The sequence below is a fragment of the Microbulbifer sp. 2205BS26-8 genome (genome assembly GCF_030731025.1).
Lineage (GTDB): Bacteria > Pseudomonadota > Gammaproteobacteria > Pseudomonadales > Cellvibrionaceae > Microbulbifer > Microbulbifer spongiae.
The window spans coordinates 19,061-34,974 of record NZ_JAVAMR010000013.1 but is presented as its reverse complement, the minus strand read 5'-3'; the positions used below and the strand labels follow the sequence as shown (position 1 = coordinate 34,974).

Genomic DNA, 15,914 nt, shown 5'->3' with positions numbered 1-15,914 from the left:
TTCGGGCGCAACCGTGTGAACTTGTGTGTAGTTTAACGGGTTGCATCCCGTTTCCAGGTTTTTATATTTTCTACCACGCCATCGAGTAGCCGCTGGCGACTCTCGCGGCTGATCCAGGCGGTGTGAGGCGTGATGATCAGGTTGGGGATACTGGAATCCAGTAGGGGATGGTTCGCTGGCGGTGGCTCTTCACTGAGTACATCCAGTGCGGCACCCCCCAGGTGCCCACTGCGCAGCGCACCGGCCAGGGCCTCCTCGTCGACCAAGCCGCCGCGGGCAGTATTCACCAGTAGAGCACCGGGTTTCATGGCTGCGATGAAGGGGTGATCGATCAAATGTTCTGTCTCCGCAGTGAAGGGACAGTGCAAGCTGATCACATCCGATTCCGCCTGCAATTGTGCCAGGGACACCCGATTATTATGGAGTTTGCCACGGAGAGACTCGGCGACCAGCACCCGCATCCCCAGAGCCTGTCCAAGTCTGGCAACGCTCTGTCCCAGTGCGCCGTAGCCGATAATCCCGAGAGTCTTGCCGGCCAGCTCTACCACCGGGTAATTCAGCAGGCAGAAAATCTCAGACCGGCTCCATCGCCCGGCCATCACGTCCCGGTGGTAGCAGTACCAGCGGGAGGCGAGGGCCAGGATCAGTGCCAGGGTGTGCTGTGGCACAGAGGCGTCGGCATAGCCTTTGACATTGCGCACAACAATGCCGAGGTCCCGTGCCGCCTCCAGGTCGATATTGTTGGTGCCAGTGGCACAGACACAGATCAGTTTGAGCTGGGATGCCTGTGTCAAAAGCGGGCGATCCAGGATCACCTTGTTAGTGATCACTACTTGGGCACCGGCGATGCGCTCGGCGGTTTCGATGGCGGAAGTGGTATCGTAGAAATCCCAGTGGTCTAGACTGTTCTGCAGGGCCGATGTGTCCAGTTCCTCGAGCTTCATCGTCAACGCGTCCAGAAATACGCTGCGCATGGGGTCTCCTTGGTATCTGTACATAAGGTACAGATATGCTATGGCAGTGGGCGCTGAATGCAATGGCGACTCCCGAGTATGGCGCGCTGAGTCCGGTGTGCATGACTACGGTGCGTTCGTGAGCCCTTCTGTTGGGATTGAAAAGGGCTTTTATGGGAATATCGATAACCGCTGCAGCTCTGGTTCTGGTATCGGCATTTCTACACGCGGGTTGGAATCTACTAGGAAAGTCCCGCACTCCTTCCCCGGCATTTTTCTGCATCGCCACGCTCAGTGTGGGCCTGTCACTGCTGCCTCTGAATATTTGGGTACTGTTGCAGGCAAAAGCACTGCCCAGCGCCTTCTGGTTGTTGCTGGTGGGCAGTGGTTTCTTCCAAATGGTGTATATGGGCAGCCTGGCGCTGGCCTACCAGCGCGCCAACATGGGACTTGTGTACCCTATAGCGCGGGCGCTGCCGGTGCTATTGGTCGCGGTGGCCACAGTGCTGCTGGGGCAGCGGCTGCCGGGGTTGGCCTGGGTGGGGATGCTGCTGGTTACTGTCGGCTGTCTGCTGGTTCCTCTAGTGTATTTCCGCCAATGGCACTGGCGGGCTTACTGGCGTGCGGATTGTGCCTGGGCACTGGTGTCGGCGCTGGGTACGGTTGGCTATTCTCTTGCAGATAAAGGGGCACTGATGTATCTGGAGGTGGCACTCGAAGGTGCCGTGACACCTTTGGCAATGGCTTACAGTTACCTGGGCATGCAGTTTTTTGCCTGTGGCATATGGTTGCTTTTGGGCTGTCTGGGCAAACGTGGGCGCGCCCAGTTGGCACTGGGTCTGAGGGATTTGAAGCTGGGGGCCCTGACCGGCCTGATGATGGGGGTGGCCTACGGCCTGGTACTGCTGGCGATGACCATGACTGAAAATGTGAGCTACGTGGTGGCCTTGCGCCAACTCAGTATTCCACTGGGGGTTGGGATGGGGATCTGGTTGTTGAAGGAACCGGCGCACAGGCCCCAACTGCTGGGCGTGGGGTTGGTGTGTGCCGGTTTGATTGCAGTGTCTCTGCGCTAGAGGAGACAGCCCGTGTCGTTACATCACGCGCATGCCCGGTTTGGCGCCCGCATGGGGTTCGAGAATCCACAGATCCTTGCCACCGGGGCCCGCGGCCAGCACCATGCCTTCACTAATGCCAAAGCGCATTTTACGCGGTGCCAGATTGGCGACCATTACCGTGTGCTTGCCCTCTAACTGCTCCGGTGTGTAGGCGCTTTTGATACCGGCAAACACCTGGCGAGTTTCGCCGCCAAGGTCCAGGGTAAGCCGCAGCAGTTTGCCGGCACCCTCCACGTACTCGGCTTTGGCAATCAGGGCGATGCGCAGGTCCACTTTGGCGAAATCGTCAAACGGGATCTGCTCAGCAATGGGGTTTTCGGCCAGTGGGCCTGTGGCTGTTTTAGCCTCGGCCTGCAGTTGTGCCAGGGACTCTTTGGCGGCATCCATCACCGCGTCCACCTGGGTTTTATCCACTCGTTGCAGCAGCGGTTTGAACGGCTTGATCTGGTGGCCTGTCAGCGGGGTTGTGGCACCGTTCCAATCCAGTTCGCTGTTGAGAAACTCCGCCGTTTTTTGTGCGGTGACAGGCAGTACCGGCGCCAGCCAGGTAATCAGAGCGCGGAACATATTCATGCCCTGAGAGCAGATGGCCAGTACCTGCGCCTGACTGTTGTCCGCCTTGGCCAGAGACCAGGGCGCCTTGTCGGCAAGCCAGGCGTTGGCGGTGTCGGCCAGGGCCATGATGTTGCGCATGGCGCGGGCGTATTCTCGCTGCTCGTAGGCGTCGGCAATATGCGGCGCCGCTTCCACAAACTGGTTCCAGAGTTGTGCATCGGCCAGTGCATCGGCCAGCTTGCCGCCGGACTTGCTTACAAACTTGGCAGTGCGGGAGGCGATATTGACGACCTTCCCTACCAGGTCCGAGTTTACCTTGGCGATAAAGTCGTCCAGGTTCAGGTCCAGGTCGTCCACGCCCGCGGTCAACTTGGCGGCGAAATAGTAGCGCAGGTACTCCGGGTTGAGATGATCCAGGTAGTTACGAGCGTTGATAAACGTGCCACGGGACTTGGACATCTTCTTGCCATTGACGGTAAGGAAGCCATGCACGCACACTTTGCTGGGGGTGCGCAACTCCGCGGAGTTGAGCATTGCCGGCCAAAAGAGTGCATGGAAGTTAACGATATCCTTGCCGATAAAGTGGTAGACCTCGGCTGTGCTGTCTCTCCTCCAATATTCCAGCCAGTCCCTGCCATTGCGGTCGCAGTAGTTTTTCAGGCTGGCCAGGTAGCCAATGGGGGCATCCAGCCAGACATAGAAGTATTTACCCGGAGCATCCGGGATTTCAAAGCCGAAATAAGGGGCGTCCCGGGAAATATCCCACTCCTGGAGGCCCTCTTCGAGCCACTCGGCCAGCTTGTTGGCCACTTCCTCCTGCAGGGTGTCGCAACGGGTCCAGTTGCGTAGGAATTTGGTAAAGACAGGCAGAGTGAAGAAAAAATGCTCGGACTCTTTTTCTACCGGAGTGCTGCCGGAGATTGCGGAGACCGGATCGATCAGTTCCGTGGGGCTGTATGTGGCGCCGCAGACCTCACAGTTATCGCCGTATTGGTCGGGGGTGCCGCAGTGTGGGCAGGTACCTTTGATATAGCGGTCCGCCAGGAACAGCTGTTTCTCTGGATCAAAGGCCTGGGTGATGGTGCGCGAGGCGATATGACCGTTGTCACTGAGGCGCCGGTAGATCATTGAGGACAACGCGCGGTTCTCCTCGGAGTGGGTGGAGTGGTAGTTGTCCACCGCGATCAGGAAGTCGGCGAAATCCCGCTCGTGTTCTGCCTGCATATGGGCGATATGCTGCTCTGGGGTAAGGCCCAGTTGTTCCGCCTTGAGCATGATCGCAGTGCCGTGTGCGTCATCGGCGCAGAGGTACAGACAATCGTTGCCGCGGGCGCGCTGGAAACGCGCCCAGATATCAGTTTGGATATATTCGAGTACGTGGCCCAAGTGCAGGGAGCCATTGGCGTATGGGAGTGCGCTGGTGACCAGGATCTTGCGCGTATCGGACATCGGTTTTTCCATCGCTGAGGGGTTTAAACCAGAGGCTCCGCTGGAGGGGGCGGAGCTTGTCAAAAGACCGCGGAATATAGCAGATTTGGACAATGCCGTGGAGATGGGAGTGCATGTCCAAGGCATGGCCGGATTGATTCAGTCACTGGCTTTGGTGTGGTTCATTCGAGACAATGCGAGTCTGACAAGAAGCACCGAGAGGGGAACACCGTGAGCGATCATTATCACGACCATGAAGAGCTATCGCAGGAAGTTCAGGCAGACCTGGAGCGCCTGGCTGAATGCCTTGGTCAATTACACGACCCGGTCAGCGGTTTAGCGCTGGACAAGCTGGATGCGAAAATAGAAGTGGGTTTTGAAGCGGGCGGGGTCTTTGCCGGTATTACCCTCGGGTACCCTTGCGCGGGCGAAGAGGCAGGCTGGCGCGAGCGGGTGTTGACAGCGTGCGAACCCCTGTTGAAAGGGGGGCCTTTGGCCGGCAGTGGCGTGCAGTTTGAACTGTTCAGCGATATTCCGGCTAATTCCGTTGCAAATGCGCCTGAATCCTTGTGTGGTGTAAAAAATATTGTTGCGGTGGCCTCTGGCAAGGGTGGTGTGGGAAAATCTACCACTGCGGTAAACCTGGCTCTGGCCCTGATGACAGAAGGTGCCCGTGTGGGGCTCTTGGATGCGGATATTTACGGACCGAGCCTGCCTACTATGCTCGGTACCGAGGGGGTGCGCCCGCAGGTTAAGGAACAAAAATGTTTTGTACCGGTAACGGTTCATGGCATTGAGACCATGTCCCTGGGCTACCTGATGACAGAGGACACCCCCGTAGTCTGGCGCGGCCCTATGGCCAGTGGTGCGCTCAACCAGATTCTGACTCAAACCCTTTGGTGTAATGCCAAAAGTGAGTTGGATTACCTGATTGTTGACATGCCCCCCGGCACTGGGGACATCCAGCTGACACTGGCACAAAAAACTACTATGGCCGGTGCTGTGATTGTAACCACCCCTCAGGACCTTGCGCTGAAAGATGCCATAAAAGGTGTGGAGATGTTTCGCAAGGTCTCGGTGCCGGTGCTTGGTATCGTGGAGAATATGGCACTGCATACCTGCTCCAAGTGCGGCCACAGCGAACCTGTTTTTGGCACTGGCGGTGGTGCGCGCATTGCAGAGCAGTACAGCACGCATCTACTTGGAGCACTTCCGCTGGCACAGAAGATCCGTGAGGATGCAGACAGTGGGTGTCCCAGTGTTATTGCAGATCCCGAGGGGGAGATCGCCACTTTTTATCGGCAAATAGCCCGCAGAATGGCAGCGGGTATCTGGCTAAATAGTACCGGCGATGAGGCACTGCCGGAAATCGAAATTAGTTGAGCGCAATCGAGATGTCGGTCACAAAGAAATAATTTCTTTTTTTGGGGGGTTTTTCGCGCAACGAATTGTCCCTCTATTGACGCTCTCGGTGTGCCACTAGCGGAAATTCCAGTTGCGTGAAAGGCTTGTCAAGCCGAGGCCGGGTCACGAGTCCGGCCGCGGTTTTTCAACTGCCGACATTTGGGAGAGAATACAAAAGATAAAATAATCACTGCTGGTTTTGCGCTATTCATTGGTCAACCATTTTTGGTCTTTGTGAACCTGGATTGATACTTCGCAATTGCTGCTGCCCTGACGTTATCGAAAATTCCAGTATTGATACTGTATTTTTGTCGTGACGGTCAGGGATGCCTGGGAATTTAATTTCTCGCGACAGCCGGAATAACTGCCCTGGGTGGTACATACAAGCTGGTAAACTCCCATCGCACAGTTTTCTGCGTATCGTGGATAATATAGTGGCGGGCCAGGGCTTATATGATTTGTAGTGATAGTGTGAGGGGCGTGCGGGAAAAGCGCTTGACCAGCCTGGTTGGAAAATACGGTGAGGAGGTAAGAAACAGGCGTTATTGAAGCGGTAATTCATGAAATACAGGCGAAAGCATGGATGCTGGAATTAATGAATTTTCATATCAGTTATCGACCGGTGGGTGGTGTAGTGCGGGTGCTGTTTTATGGGGCAGTGGGATTCGCGGAGAAAATGGAGGCCACGGCCCGTTTGGTAGAAAAATACCGCCACAGGGCGCCGTTGCGCGTGCTGCTCGATCTGCGTTATGCACATTCCAAAGTCACCTTGGAGGAGCAGCGGCAGTTTACCCGTTATATTGCGGAACACCCCGTGCTGCGGCGTGCCTATATTGCCGTGCTGCACCCGCGCAGTCGCTGCACCGTGCCGCTGGCGAGGCGGGGTTGTTTATTTTGGCATAGTTCTAGGGAATTTGTTGCCGAGTCAGAAGCCGAGGCCTGGCTCTCCCGGATCAAGGGCGCACCCAGGCCTGTGGTGCTTCAATCGCTATAAGCTCGTTGCTGGATTTGTACCAGTTGGCTTTGCGCTTGGCGGCGACGCTCTTCTCGCTTTTGCTGGCGCTTGTTGGTTATCAGGTTGCGGACATCCTGCCCCATATGCTGTTCGCCACGCTGTTTTGCCAGTTGGATCTGCTTTTCCCGTTCGCGAAAACGGGTGCGGTCGGCTTCCTCCACCTTGTCGTGGCAGTGGGGACAGCTGACTCCCTGCTCGAATAGTGGGGATTGTTGGTCTTCTTTGGTGATTGGCATACGGCAAGCGTTGCACTGGTCGTATTGCCCGCGCTCCAACTCGTGGTTGACCGTGACCCGCTCATCAAAGACGAAGCACTCGCCCTCCCACAGGGATGTCTCCCTGGGTACCTCTTCGAGGTATTTGAGGATACCGCCGCGGAGGTGGTAGACCTCCTCAAAGCCCTGTTCTTTCATATAGGCTGTGGACTTTTCGCAGCGAATGCCGCCGGTACAGAACATGGCGACTTTCCGATGCCTGGCCGGGTCGAGGTTGTCTTTGACGTACTGGGGAAACTCGCGGAAGGTCTCGGTCCTCGGGTTGATGGCATCCTTGAATGTGCCCACCTGGAACTCATAGTCGTTGCGAGTGTCCACCAAGACGACCTCCGGGTCGCTGATCAGAGCATTCCAGTCCTTGGGTTCGACGTAGGTGCCTACCACGTGCAGGGGGTCAATACCCTCCACGCCCATGGTAACGATTTCCCTTTTCAACTTGACCTTGCTGCGCAGGAAGGGCATCTCGCTGGTGAAGGACTCCTTACAGTCCAGATCGGCCAGGCGCTGATCGGATTTCAAATAGGATAGCAGTGCGTCTATGCCACCGCGGGAACCGGCAACAGTGCCATTGATCCCTTCGCGGGCGAGCAGCAGAGTGCCGCGTATGCGGTTTTTCAGCATAACATGCAGCAGGGGAGAGCGAAGGGACTCAAAATCCTCCAGGGTGACGAACTTGTAGAGTGCGCAGACAACAAATTGATCCATGGTACTACCTTATTTGCGGGCCGGAGCGTAAATCCGGAGCAGAAAAAATCACCGTGGAGTTTATCGCAAAAAAACAGCCTGGCGTAGCTTTGCCTGGCAGTTTGCACCTGATTTGGCCGGTGGTTGACCGGAAGGCCGCAACTTGTCAAAGTTCTGGTTGAAATTTCAGGGCCACAGTGAGGCGAATTCCATGGACGAAGAATATGCACCGAGAGAGTCTGAGTTGAGCCGGAGCTATCGCGAGGGAGACGTGTCTGTCCGAATCGATATATACGAAGGTGAGGTTGGCGGTTGGCTGCTCGAGGTTGTCGACGAGAATAACTACTCCACCGTATGGGAAGATGTGTTCGAGACAGACAAGGAGGCCCTGGATGAGGCTCTCGACTCCCTTCGTGAGGAGGGCATCGCCTCCTTTGTAGGGCCGGTTCAGGAAACGAACGGCAACTGGTGAGTCAACTATTAAGCTGTTAATGGCAGTGACCTGCTGGTACTGATTTAGTGCAAACCGATGAAATACAGGTGGCTCCCTGCAGGTTTGCTTCTATACCAACGCGGACATACACTGCCTTACAGCTTGGTAGTTTGCCCCGGTAGCTCTTAGGCTTGTAGTTTTATCCCTTCAATCTATCCCAAGCTCGCCTAGCCCGGATTTTGCATGGTTCCAGACACAAGAACGGCGGAAAGTCTTATCATTACGAGTGTACAAGACAGTCCAATAAGAAATTCCGCCGTGACAGAATGCTACCAACCTGAACTCCGATTTTCATCCTTTTCCCGCCGCAAAATCACCGCAGATTTCACTGGTGGTGATTTGACCTCCAATGCCGGCCTTCTGCTTTTGCGTGAGTGCGACCAGCACCTTGGTCTGTCTCGCTCTGTGGCCGAAGTCGTGAATGACCCGCGCCGCCCAGCCTGTGTCGAGCACAGCACTGAACAGCTGGTGCGCCAGCGGCTGCTGGCTATCGCCGCCGGCTACGAAGACCTGAATGACCACGATCAACTGCGCTTCGACACCGCACTCCAGGTCGGCAGCCAGCGCTTGAGCCCTCTGGCAAGCACGGCCACACTATGTCGCTTTGAACAACAACAGGACCGCTCCGTCGCCATAGGTCTGCACAAGGTGCTCTTCGACCAGTTCGTGGCCCGCCACAAGAAACCGCCCAAGCGGCTGGTGTTGGACTTTGATGCCACGGACATCCCGGTATACGGGGAGCAGGAGCAACGGATTATTGGCAAGGCAGAATATACTCGCGGCGGCCCCAACCCTCGTTTCATCACCACCAACCTGGAAGGGGATGGTGAAGAACTCTATCGGAAGCTCTACTGTGCCCGTGGCGATATGGAGAATCGCATTAAGGACCAGCAGATGGACCTGTTCGCCAGTCGTACCTCCTGCCACCGCTGGTGGCCGAACCAATGGCGACTGCTCCTCTCGGCACTGGCCTGGGTACTGTATGAATATCTGCGCGAGCAGCTACAAGACACCAAACTAGGCAAAGCCTCGGTAGCCACCTTGCGCAATCGCTTGATCAAAGTTGGGGCCGTGGTGATCAAGAATACGCGCCGCTTTCGCTTCCTGCTGCCGACATTGCTTCCTGACAGAGAAATCTTCTGCAAACTGGCTACCCGTTTGGTACCGACGTAGAGTCTTGAAGTGCTGCTCCCGGCACAGGCAAATAACGGGGTAAGGGGAAGTTGTGTCCAACGCAGCCTGGATCGAACAAAACCTGTTCAAAGAGGATAAATTGCCAGCAAAAGTCAGGAGTTCCAGTTCCGCTCAGGCCAAAAGCATAAAATGCTGCGGTGTGAAGCTGGCCGTGCAAAATCCGGGCTAGGGGGCAGGGTCATCAATATTCTTTCAAGAGGGCGGCTTACAATATGCATCATGCTTTGTGTGGATACTATGTTTCCAGTGTTGAAAAAAGTCGCAAATTATTTCGTATTCTGAAGTTTCTGGTATATTTTTTAGAGTAATACAATATGAAAAGTGTAATAATAATCTCCATTGAAATCATAGTGTTAAGCATTTGTCTTGCGAGTGCTAGTCTTGCACAAAATCCTATTTGTGCTGAAAATAGTTCTCCGTATAGAGATTTGGATTTTCTGATTGGGGATTGGGAGTTTTATTCCAATAAAGGAAATCTTATTGCCAATCAAACGTATCACAAAAAAGAACAGGGTTGTTTGATACTTGAAGACTGGAAGACAATTTCCGGTGAGACTGGTACAGGGATGAATTTTTTTGATCCTGAAACAAAAAAATGGCGTCAAGTCTGGATGAGCCCACGATTTCATATAGATTACTCAGGTGGCATTAATGAATCCGGTGATTTTATTCTTGAGGGAAAGATGCATCCTAATAATGGAGAGCCAGGTTCTGCGATAAAAGGTATATACACTAGAAACAAGGATGGGTCAATTACTAAAGAATTTCTCAAATATGATGATAAGGAGAATAACTGGAAACGTTTTTTCATTGGTATTGCCAGAAAGTCACAAGAATCCTTAGAAAAAAATGATTTGGTAAAATCTAAAGAAAAGTTTAAAAGTTGTCATGCTACTCATGAGTTGTCTGCGGCATTGAATTTTTTGCCAGGAAAATATAATTATTATCTTGGAGATGGAAAAAAAATTGGGCAGACAGAATATAAGATTGTATCTGGTGGGTGTGCAATATTGGAACAATTTAAAAATAATAATGGTGAGTTATCTATTGGCGTGCTAAATTTAGATGTCAATAGATCGAAGTGGAGACATTTTTGGAGTAGCAAACGTTTTACTTTTGAGGTTTTTGGTGGGCCAAATTCTGATGAAGACTTGTTTTTTGAAGGAGATATTGTTAATCACTCATCTGGAGAAAAATCCCCTTTTAGAGGTACTTGGTTCATTGATAACAAGGGGAATGTTAAACATACTTATGAAATATATGATTTAAAGTCTGAAAGTTGGCGATTATTTCTTTCAGATGTCTCAGAGAAAATATAACAGATAAATTCTCCGAGATTAATCGCTATGCTTCTTTCGGCGATGTGTTGGGGTGTTTTACTTAAATAGGCATCTTCCAGGATGAGTGAGTTTCACGACAAGACTTGGAAAAGTAATCAGCTGAAAGAAAGACTTCCCCAAGATAGTATCATGTATTTTTCACTCTCTCAGTGAGGTAAGTTCAAATATAAATTTTTTGCCGGTACTGGCTCATACGAGATACATAGTGAGAATTTGATAGCGGTTGAACTGCCGCAAGAGCTGACTCAGTAGAGGCTTGAAAGCACTTAAGTCAAATGGGGGATAAAGCCCCAATGGCCGGGGGCTACGATTGCCTGGAGGTAAGCTGCGGGCTCTGTGTCACGCAGATGGACCTGGGCATGCTGGAAGCGGTGAACCGGCTGGTACAACTGCTGGAAACGCCGGCAGATGCCCCCATACTGGCGCCGTTGGCTCGCCGGGAAATTCTTTATCGCGCCCTGATGGGTGACATCGGCGCACGCATGCGCAAATTTGCCATGACAGACAGCCACGCAAACCGCGTATCGCGGGTGATCGAGTTGCTCAAAGACCGGTTCTGTGAGCCGTTGCGCATCAGCGAGCTTGCGGAGCGGGCCAATATGAGCGAATCCTCCCTGTATCACAGTTTTAAACAGATCACCCGTATGTCGCCTCTGCAATTTCAAAAGAAATTGCGCCTGCACGAGGCGCGCCGCCTGATGCTCGCCGAGGGATTGGAGGCGGCCTCTGCCAGCTACCGTGTTGGCTACGAGAGTCCATCGCACTTTAGCCGTGAGTACAGCCGAATGTTCGGTTTGCCACCGCGCGCTGACGTCAGTAAATTGCGCGGCGAACAGCGGGGCGTGCCGGCCTAGCCTTGTGTGGCGCCGCCCTGCTTAAGCACGAACAGGCTGCACCAGCCCTCCGGGCTGATATCTCCCTCTACCACAATACAGGCATTGGGCGGCTCGAATAACTGGCAGTCTACGCACTTCTGGCCGTTATTTGGTGTGTCCTGGTAGTTGACCGCCGCCTTCTTTGCCTTGACTTGTGCACTTGCTCGGTCTGTTGCGATCAAGGCAACAGGCAGCATTGCCAGAGAACAGCCGGTCAGTTTGAGGAATACTCTACGCGAACGATCGTGCTTCTTGTTCATTGGGGCAGAATCCATAGGGTATGGGAAAAGTCTTCTGCCCTTCAGAGTAGCCGGGCTGGCGAGATTTGCTTCAATTGGGAATGCTTCGCATTCCTGCCGGTCGATCGGCAATAATCCTTCCGCTGTCGGGGTCCACTTCCAGGGCTCTCAGCTTCCCACGATAAACGGCCTGCATCTTCCAGCGCCCTCCCACAAACCGCACGCGGGTCACTGGGCGAAAACCGAGGTAGTGCAGCTTGGCTATGATCGCGGGGAGCGCCAGTGCTATCACGGAAGGCCCGGCTCCGTACAAATCGGGGCTGTCATAGATGGGGGCCGGTTTTCTAGGGTTCAGCCCCGGGGGGATGGGATTGGTCAGGTTACTGGCGAGCAGGAGGGTGGCGATAAAATCCATGCGTGGCTCCACAGGATGCATCCGCTGGGAAACTCGGTTGCGGAGGCATGAAATCGGGTGCTCTCTCCAGTGTGGGCGGGGCGTGGTCACAGTCCAGTGATTGCCCGGCCGGTTTTTTTGAAATGCCGGTTTTGGCGAGTGTATCCGCGCAATCCCGGCAGCATAAAAGCCCGGCAAGGGGATTGCCGGGCGTGGGCCTAACGGGTCAGTTTCAGCATCAGACGCAAGAGTGCATCGGAGCGCTTGCCGTAGGGGGGCTGCAGGAATTTCAGCAGGTTGACCGGACCCTGGTGGTAGACCGGTCGCAGTTTGGAAAAGGTCAAAAATCCCTCGTAACCGTGGTAGTGCCCCATACCACTTTCACCCACACCGCCGAAAGGCATATCGTGCTGGCCAACATGTAACACACAATTATTGATCGATACGCCCCCGGACATGATTTTTTCGATATACAACTTCTGCAGGTTTTTATCCTGGGTATAGGGGTAGATGGCCAGTGGGCGGGGACGCTCATTGATATAGCTGATGACCTCCTCCGGGTGGGAGTAGGGAATGATCGGCAGGAGCGGGCCGAAGATTTCACGCTGCATGACCAGCATATCACTGTGGACATCCACCAGAAGATGCGGGGGAAACCGGCGCAGGTTGCTATCGCGATCCAATTGGCCTGCACTCAGGTCGAAAACCTTTGCCCCCTTCTCCCTGGCGTCGTCCAGGGTGTTCCACAGGCGCTGGTGGGAGGCCGGATCAATAATGGAGGTGTAGTCGGGGCTTTGCCAGTCCGGAAAGCGTTTATTGGCCAGGCGCTGGGCATGTTCAATAAAGGGCTCCAGTGTGTTCTCCGGCAGGAACAGGTAGTCTACGGTGAGACAGATTTGCCCTGCGTTCATCAATTTCCAATAAACCAGCCGTTCTGCCGCCTTTTCAATGGGATAGTCGGGCGCGATGATCGCAGGGGATTTGCCGCCAAGCTCCAGGGTGACGGGGGTGAGGTTTTCCGCTGCCGAGCGCATCACGGCGCGGCCGGTGGCACTGGAACCGGTAAAAATCAGGTGATCGAAGTCGAGGCTGGAAAACAGCGGGCCGGTATCGCCACTGTCGGGAATAAAAACCAGCTTGTCCTCGGGAAAGTACTGGCTACTCACCGCTTTGAGCAGCTCCGCCAGGTGGCCCGAGTTGGTGGACATTTTCACCATCGCCCGGTTGCCCGCTGCGAAGATATTGGTCAGTGGCGAGAAACTCAGGTTTGCCGGGAAATTCCACGGCACTATCACACCCACCACACCCAACGGCTGGGGGATAACCGTATTTTTTGACAAGGGGTAGGCTTTCAAGTCGGTATGGCGCCGGTGGGGCTTCATCCATTTTTTCAGGCTGCCGATGGTTTCCTTAATGCCCGCGAGTGTGGGATAGATTTCAAAGAGCAGCGTCTCTTCACGGGAGCGATTACCGTAATCGGCGCAGATGGCTTCGATAATAGGCTCCTGCTGCTCGCGCAGCATACGCGCCAGCGCCTTCAAGTCTTTTATCCGCTGGGGGTAGTCGGGTACAGGGTCGGTGTTATAGGCCCGGCGCTGCTGCTCGAGCTGGTTTTGCAGCAGCGCTTTATCCGCTGCCGGTCGAGTGAGGGTCTGGGTGGTCATCTTGTTGTCCTTGGGCGTTAACCGTTGCCCAGAGTAAACGAATTTTTCGCCAAGAGATTGACAAATCGTGTCACCGGGCAGGCCGCTTGTGCATTTTTGCGCTTGTTGCCACGATTGCCCGGGACAGGTCCCCCGGTTTCGGGGCCTGGACACAAGAGACAATGACCTTACCAGCTTGTGATAGGGAGGGATAGCAGCCGATCCCCTGGGATCGGTTGCGGGGGTTCAGTCGTTATCGTCACCGTCCAGGGGTTTGTCGGAAAGAATTTCCGCGGAGTTGGGGTCCACCTCCAACCCGTGCTTCTCGTCCCCCTTGTAGGCCTCTACCTTCCAGTGACCCTGCTCCAGGTCGACTTCGACAATGGGGGTATAGCCCTGCTGCTCGAGTTTGGTCAGTATCGTGGACAGCGCCATGGCGCCGGGAGGGGGTTTCTCGCTGGCAATGGCCGGGTGTAGGGCTGTGGCGGCGACTGCGGCCAGCATCAGCTTGCTCAAGGCCTTCATGATCACAATACCTCACTGTATCAACAGGCAATGCCTGTTTTCCCGATGGTTTAACAGTCACCCCGAACGGATTGGTCTGCGCCGGCCTACCACTTGGTGCCGGCCTGAGCCGCCTGGTCTGGCCCTAAGGCGCCTCTGCCCCGTTGGCGGACAGGCGTTTTTGGATCGCCTCACACCACGCAGTGCTGCCGGGCACCGTTCCGTCCAGGTTTGCGCCGGTCAGTGTTGTCACTGCTTCGAACCACTCGCTGCTGCCCACAGGGGGCAGGCCGGAAGGATACAATTGTGCCAGGTCACCATTCTGCCGGGTGACCAGCTGGGCCTGGACCCAGGCGAACCACTCGGGCGTACAGAAGCTGGCACTGCCATTGTCCGCTGCAGCGTCTGTGGCACGGGCGTTTTCTGATCCCGGTGCAATGGGATGCTGCATCTCGTCGGCGGCAGTTTCACCGGCAGCGGGCGCCGCCACCGGCTCCGAGGCGCTGTGGCGATCGCACTGACGGCCGCAGCCACCAAGGGCAAGTATCAGCGCGAATAGGGGGACCCAGCGGGGCATGGCACCTCTGTAAATGACCGGCTCACAATTAAGCATAGGTGGGACTTTGCGACTTCGCGCGATGGGCGCTTGATGGGAAGCTTTGGGTTGACAGGGTTGCTGCTTTAAATGAGAATACTTCTCAATTAAATCCTACATAAATGGAAGCGCCATGTTTTTCAGAGTCCTGTTACAAAAATGGGTGGTCATCACTGGTCTGCTTGGCACCATCGGCGCCAGTGCCGCTGAGCAGGTGAATATCTACTCCTACCGCCAGCCCTTCCTGATAGAACCGATACTGGCAGAGTTCAGCAACAAAACCGGCATTGAGACCAGGGTGGTGTACGCCAGCAAAGGGCTCAACGAGCGCTTGCAGCGGGAGGGACGCAACAGCCCCGCGGACCTGGTGTTGACCTCCAACACCAGCAGCCTGATGGACCTGCTCAACAAGCAGCTGACTCAGCCGGTAAAGAGCGCCGTGCTGGAGCAAAATATCCCGGCACAGTTTCGTGATGCGGCGGGCAACTGGTTTGGCCTCACCACCCGCGCGCGCCTGATTTACGCTTCCAAGGACCGGGTCAAACCCGGCGAGATCACCCGCTACGAAGAGTTGGTGGAACCCAAGTGGAAAGGCCGTATCTGTACCCGTAGCGGCAAGCACCCCTATACCCTGTCTTTGATCGCGTCCATGATTGCCCACCACGGTGAGGCGGAAACCAAAGCGTGGCTCAAGGGGGTGAAGGCCAACCTGGCGCGCAAGCCCCAGGGCAATGACCGGACCCAGGTGAAGGCCATCAGTGAAGGTGTGTGTGACCTGTCTCTGGGCAACAGCTATTACTTCGGAAAAATGATCACCAACCGGGAGCAGCCCGAGCAAGTGGCGTGGGCCAAATCCGTCAACCTGGTATTCCCGAACCAGGCCGACCGCGGTACCCATATGTTTATCTCCGGTGCGGCACTGACTAAACACGCACCCAATCGCGACAATGCCATCAAGCTGTTGAAATTTCTCAGCGGCGCCGAAGCCCAGTACGCTTACGCCGAGAAGAACTTTGAATTCCCGGTGCGCCCGCAAACGCCGCGCTCAGAGCTGATCAATAGGTATATGGGAGAGTTCAAGGAGGACAACCTGAGCCTGACCGAAATCGGGGCTCATGTGCCGGCCGCGTCGCGGCTGGTAGATGAAGTGGGTTTCGACTTCTAGCGATTACGCCTCTTACTGACCGGCAAAGCGCGGTCCCGTC

General features: G+C 55.0%; 16 protein-coding genes. 8 read left to right on the top strand and 8 right to left on the bottom strand.

Features of this window, described 5'->3' with window-relative positions; all coding sequences use genetic code 11:
* Nucleotides 1-32: 32 nt before the first annotated feature.
* Complete coding sequence (locus tag Q5Y71_RS06570) at nt 33-974, bottom strand: D-2-hydroxyacid dehydrogenase (RefSeq protein ID WP_306041025.1); 942 nt, start codon at nt 972-974, stop codon at nt 33-35.
* A 152-nt stretch (nt 975-1,126) separates the two neighbouring features.
* Here Q5Y71_RS06570 and Q5Y71_RS06565 point away from each other — a divergent pair, with 152 nt between their 5' ends.
* Entirely contained in the window at nt 1,127-2,029 is a 903-nt protein-coding gene (locus Q5Y71_RS06565) for an EamA family transporter (RefSeq protein ID WP_306041024.1), read from the top strand.
* An 18-nt stretch (nt 2,030-2,047) separates the two neighbouring features.
* On the opposite strand, the gene metG is transcribed toward Q5Y71_RS06565, so the two are convergent.
* Nucleotides 2,048-4,075 (bottom strand): methionine--tRNA ligase, encoded by a 2,028-nt coding sequence (metG, locus tag Q5Y71_RS06560; RefSeq protein ID WP_306041022.1) that lies wholly within the window; start codon nt 4,073-4,075, stop codon nt 2,048-2,050.
* Between the two features lie 210 nt (nt 4,076-4,285).
* On the opposite strand from metG, the gene apbC reads away from it, so the two are divergent.
* Nucleotides 4,286-5,437, top strand: a complete 1,152-nt coding sequence (gene apbC, locus Q5Y71_RS06555; protein WP_306041021.1) for an iron-sulfur cluster carrier protein ApbC — start codon at nt 4,286-4,288, stop codon at nt 5,435-5,437.
* Nucleotides 5,438-6,053: 616 nt separating this feature from the next.
* Entirely contained in the window at nt 6,054-6,452 is a 399-nt protein-coding gene (locus Q5Y71_RS06550) for a hypothetical protein (protein WP_306041020.1), read from the top strand.
* Here Q5Y71_RS06550 and Q5Y71_RS06545 read toward each other — a convergent pair.
* A complete protein-coding gene (locus Q5Y71_RS06545; RefSeq protein ID WP_306041017.1) occupies nt 6,440-7,453 on the bottom strand; it encodes a rhodanese-related sulfurtransferase in 1,014 nt (337 codons plus the stop codon). The two genes, Q5Y71_RS06550 and Q5Y71_RS06545, sit on opposite strands and share 13 nt — an antisense overlap.
* Before the next feature lie 190 nt (nt 7,454-7,643).
* Here Q5Y71_RS06545 and Q5Y71_RS06540 point away from each other — a divergent pair, with 190 nt between their 5' ends.
* The 4 genes from Q5Y71_RS06540 (at nt 7,644) to Q5Y71_RS06525 (ending at nt 11,313) form a co-directional block, all read left to right on the top strand.
* Nucleotides 7,644-7,904: a hypothetical protein gene (locus Q5Y71_RS06540; protein WP_306041016.1), complete on the top strand. Its 261-nt coding sequence runs from the start codon at nt 7,644-7,646 to the stop codon at nt 7,902-7,904.
* A gap of 279 nt (nt 7,905-8,183) precedes the next feature.
* Nucleotides 8,184-9,098, top strand: a complete 915-nt coding sequence (locus Q5Y71_RS06535) for a transposase (protein ID WP_306041015.1) — start codon at nt 8,184-8,186, stop codon at nt 9,096-9,098.
* A 335-nt stretch (nt 9,099-9,433) separates the two neighbouring features.
* On the top strand, nt 9,434-10,438 hold the full coding sequence (locus Q5Y71_RS06530) for a hypothetical protein (RefSeq protein WP_306041014.1): 1,005 nt from the start codon (nt 9,434-9,436) through the stop codon (nt 10,436-10,438).
* 314 nt (nt 10,439-10,752) lie between these two features.
* The gene (locus tag Q5Y71_RS06525) at nt 10,753-11,313 is read left to right on the top strand and encodes an AraC family transcriptional regulator (RefSeq protein ID WP_306041013.1); all 561 of its coding nucleotides are present in this window, start codon (nt 10,753-10,755) and stop codon (nt 11,311-11,313) included.
* Here Q5Y71_RS06525 and Q5Y71_RS06520 read toward each other — a convergent pair.
* From Q5Y71_RS06520 to Q5Y71_RS06500, 5 genes are all read right to left on the bottom strand, one after another.
* The gene (locus Q5Y71_RS06520; RefSeq protein WP_306041011.1) at nt 11,310-11,594 is read right to left on the bottom strand and encodes a high-potential iron-sulfur protein; all 285 of its coding nucleotides are present in this window, start codon (nt 11,592-11,594) and stop codon (nt 11,310-11,312) included. The two genes, Q5Y71_RS06525 and Q5Y71_RS06520, sit on opposite strands and share 4 nt — an antisense overlap.
* Before the next feature lie 70 nt (nt 11,595-11,664).
* The gene (locus tag Q5Y71_RS06515) at nt 11,665-11,988 is read right to left on the bottom strand and encodes a hypothetical protein (protein WP_306041010.1); all 324 of its coding nucleotides are present in this window, start codon (nt 11,986-11,988) and stop codon (nt 11,665-11,667) included.
* Nucleotides 11,989-12,185: 197 nt separating this feature from the next.
* Entirely contained in the window at nt 12,186-13,631 is a 1,446-nt protein-coding gene (locus tag Q5Y71_RS06510; protein WP_306041009.1) for a coniferyl aldehyde dehydrogenase, read from the bottom strand.
* 225 nt (nt 13,632-13,856) lie between these two features.
* The gene (locus Q5Y71_RS06505) at nt 13,857-14,135 is read right to left on the bottom strand and encodes a PepSY domain-containing protein (RefSeq protein ID WP_306041008.1); all 279 of its coding nucleotides are present in this window, start codon (nt 14,133-14,135) and stop codon (nt 13,857-13,859) included.
* 124 nt (nt 14,136-14,259) lie between these two features.
* Nucleotides 14,260-14,691 (bottom strand): hypothetical protein, encoded by a 432-nt coding sequence (locus tag Q5Y71_RS06500; RefSeq protein ID WP_306041007.1) that lies wholly within the window; start codon nt 14,689-14,691, stop codon nt 14,260-14,262.
* A 151-nt stretch (nt 14,692-14,842) separates the two neighbouring features.
* On the opposite strand from Q5Y71_RS06500, the gene Q5Y71_RS06495 reads away from it, so the two are divergent.
* Complete coding sequence (locus tag Q5Y71_RS06495) at nt 14,843-15,874, top strand: Fe(3+) ABC transporter substrate-binding protein (protein ID WP_306041006.1); 1,032 nt, start codon at nt 14,843-14,845, stop codon at nt 15,872-15,874.
* Nucleotides 15,875-15,914 lie beyond the last annotated feature (40 nt).